This window comes from Tsukamurella soli, from assembly GCF_039541155.1.
GTDB classification, from domain to species: Bacteria; Actinomycetota; Actinomycetes; order Mycobacteriales; family Mycobacteriaceae; genus Tsukamurella; species Tsukamurella soli.
This window is the reverse complement of record NZ_BAABFR010000207.1, coordinates 1-2,846: the sequence shown is the minus strand read 5'-3', so window position 1 is coordinate 2,846 and position 2,846 is coordinate 1. Positions and strand designations below refer to the sequence as shown.

3 protein-coding genes and 1 pseudogene are annotated in these 2,846 nt (G+C 71.8%); 2 read left to right on the top strand and 2 right to left on the bottom strand.

Going from position 1 to position 2,846, the window contains the following annotated elements:
* Positions 1-553 (top strand): annotated as a pseudogene (locus ABD908_RS27045) (DNA primase); the annotation flags it as partial.
* Between the two features lie 5 nt (positions 554-558).
* Here the strand turns inward: ABD908_RS27045 and ABD908_RS27040 are convergent.
* Positions 559-1,284, bottom strand: a complete 726-nt coding sequence (locus tag ABD908_RS27040) for a tyrosine-protein phosphatase (protein ID WP_345001956.1) — start codon at positions 1,282-1,284, stop codon at positions 559-561.
* A gap of 4 nt (positions 1,285-1,288) precedes the next feature.
* Positions 1,289-1,531: a hypothetical protein gene (locus tag ABD908_RS27035; protein ID WP_345001954.1), complete on the bottom strand. Its 243-nt coding sequence runs from the start codon at positions 1,529-1,531 to the stop codon at positions 1,289-1,291.
* Between the two features lie 137 nt (positions 1,532-1,668).
* Here ABD908_RS27035 and ABD908_RS27030 point away from each other — a divergent pair.
* Positions 1,669-2,846 (top strand): chromosomal replication initiator protein DnaA (locus ABD908_RS27030; RefSeq protein ID WP_425584417.1); only part of this gene is annotated, 1,178 nt, incomplete at its 3' end.

Below are 2,846 nucleotides of genomic sequence, written 5' to 3'. Positions count from 1 at the left end.
CTGGCCGCGCCCGGCACCGTCGGACGGCGGGCCGGCACCGTCGGTGCCCGACGGGCCCGGTCGGCCCGATCCCGGCGAACCGACCCTGTGGGCGCAGCGCGAGGCGCTGAAGTGCGCGCTGCAGCTGCCTGCCCTGGCGGGCGTCGTGTTCGACGCGCTGGCCGTCGAGTGCTTCACGCACCCCGCGTACATCGCCGTGCGGTTGGCGGTCGAGTCGGCGGGCGGCACCTCGGCGGGGCTCGGTGGCGCGGAGTGGGTGGACACCGTCGGGCGGCACGTCGAGGGGCAGACCCTCGAGAGCCTGATCACTGAGCTGGCCGTGGAGCCCCTGCCCGTGCTGGACGAGAACGCGCCGCGGTACGTGCAGGGGATGCTCGCACGGGTACAGGCGGTCTGGGTCGGTGAGCAGATCGCCGACCTCAAGTCCAAGCTGCGACGCATGTCCCCGGCGACCGACGACGAGTACAACCGCCTGTTCGGCGATCTCGTCGCGCTCGAGGCATACAAGCGCAGTCTCAACGAACAGGCGAACGGCGACCTCGACCTGGGATAGGCGAGTCAGACCACCAGCTTCGCGCGCAGGGCGTCGACGGTGTCCGGCGTCAACCCGAGCCCCTCGCGCACATAGCGGTCGACGGTGCCGTACCGCGCGCCGAGCTCGTCGAAACCGGCTTCCAGGGCCTCGGGGAACACCCCGTACATCTCCCGCACCGCCACGGCCACGTCCGCGCCGTGCTCGGCGGCCACGGCCTCGCCGATGGCGGTGATCGCGTCGCGCGAGTACTCGTTGGTCAGCAGGTAGTCGTGTAACACGTCGGCACGCGAGGCCCCGGACAGGGACTGCAGGATCGCCGCGGCCCAGCCGGTGCGGTCCTTGCCCGCCGTGCAGTGGAACAGCTGTGGCCCGTCGGTGGTCGCGATGTCGTGCAGCAGCCCGCCGAACGCCGCCCGGGCGCCCGGCTCGGTCACGAACGAGCGGTTCGCGGCGAGCAGCATCCGGCGCGCGCTGCCGGGGCGCAGGGTCGACGGGTCCAGCGTGCCCAGGTCGTTGTCGTCGCCAAGGATGTTGTGCCGGGCGTAGCCGGTGCCGGCGGGCAGGACGTCGGGGTGTTTGTCCACCTCGATCGTGGTCCGCAGGTCGTAGACCCGGGTCAGTCCGAGCGCCGTGAGCGCACTCGGCGCGTCGTCGGCGAGCGCCTCCGAGCGGAAGAGGACGCCGGTGCGCATGCGGCTACCGGCGGTCGGGTAGCCGGACGCTCCCGCTACGTCACGGAGGTTGTGCACCCGCTCAGTCGAGGTCGGTCTTGGGCGAGTAGACCGTGGTCTGGGGGTCGATCTCCCGCATCGTGCGCATCTTCGGGTCGGGGCTGAGGCCCTCCGCGAGCTTGCGCCGTCCGACCTCGACGGCCTTCTTGGTGACGGGACTCGTAGCGATTGCGCGGGCGGTGCGATTGATCTGCTCGTACCGGCGCCGGCCTGCCTTGGTCCCGAGGACGTATCCGGCACCCGCGGCCAGGACGATACGGATCATGCGCCGAATCCTACCCGCGTCGTGGCCTGTGGCTTCGCTGGGCGTACTACCGGAACGCGCATCGCCTGTAACGAATCGGGCTACCGTTTCAGATAACCCGGTGAATCGCATCCCCCACGCAGAACGGACATTGACGCATGGACAGGAAGAAGTTCGGCGCCGTGGCGCTGGCGACCGTGGCGGTCGCCGCCACCGTTGCCGGGTGCGGCAAGTCGACGAGCGGTGAGAAGCCGGTGTCCTTCACACCGGTGGTCGGTGACAACTTCACGGGTAACGTCTCGGCCCCGCAGACCGGCGGTGTGCCCGTGCCGCCCTCGGGTGTCACGATGATCGGCAACCCGATCGCCGCGCAGGCCGTCGCCAACTCGGGTCTGCCGCAGGGCACCGTCACCGCCACCTCGAACAACACCACGGTGTACTACCCGCCGGCGCCAGCGATCCCCGGCCTGGTGGTGCCGCCCGACTCGGTGCCGCAGCAACCGGAGCCGCTCGCACAGCCTGCGAACTGGAGCCCGTACGACTACCCGACCTCCACGGTCGACGTCTACCAGCAGATCTGCAACACCGGCCGGTGGCGCTCGTGGCAGGCCAGCAGCCAGATCCAGGCGCAGACCTGCTGGACCCTGTACGGTCGCCAGCTCGGCGTGCGGCCGTGGTATCCGGGTGACCGCGGTCCGCGGCCGTGGGATCAGCCCAACTACCCGACGCCGTGGTGGCGGTCGGGTTGGCACCCCGACGCCCCCGTCGTGTGGGTGTACCCGGGCGGCTGGAACCGGCCCCGGCCGCAGCCGATCATCTACGTGTCCGTCACGGTGAACATCGGCGGCAACCCGCACGCGCATCCCGATCCGCACGACCCCGTGCCGTACTACCCCGTCTGGGCCGTACGACCGGGCGCGCCGGTGCCGCAGGGTGGGCAGCAGCGGATCACGCCGCCGCTCCTGCCCGCGTACACCTCGAGCGCCGCGACGAACGCCTACGTGGCTCCGCCGGTCGCTCCGGGCGTCACGCTGCCGCCGGCGCCGGTCAACCCCGCCGACGGTGGTTCGAGCGCGATTCCCGGCGCCCGGGTGGTCGGTAACGCGAACACCAACGCGCAGATCACCACCCCGATATTCGTGACCGGCAGCGGTTCCGGGGCGAGCCTCGGTACGACGGTGGCGCCCGACGCCGCCAGCGTCGCCGCGGCGGCGGGTATCACCGCTCCAGCAACGAGCGCCGTGCCGGGTGCGACCGGTGGTGCCGGGATGTCCGGCGGCGAGCGGCCCGGTGGCGGTGTCGGCGGCGGCGCCAGCGCTGGCGTGACGGTGCCGGG

Bases quoted from the DNA above. Each gene is read 5' to 3' on its own strand.
- ABD908_RS27035 (WP_345001954.1), bottom strand. From the start codon at position 1,531: ATGATCCGTATCGTCCTGGCCGCGGGTGCCGGATACGTCCTCGGGACC.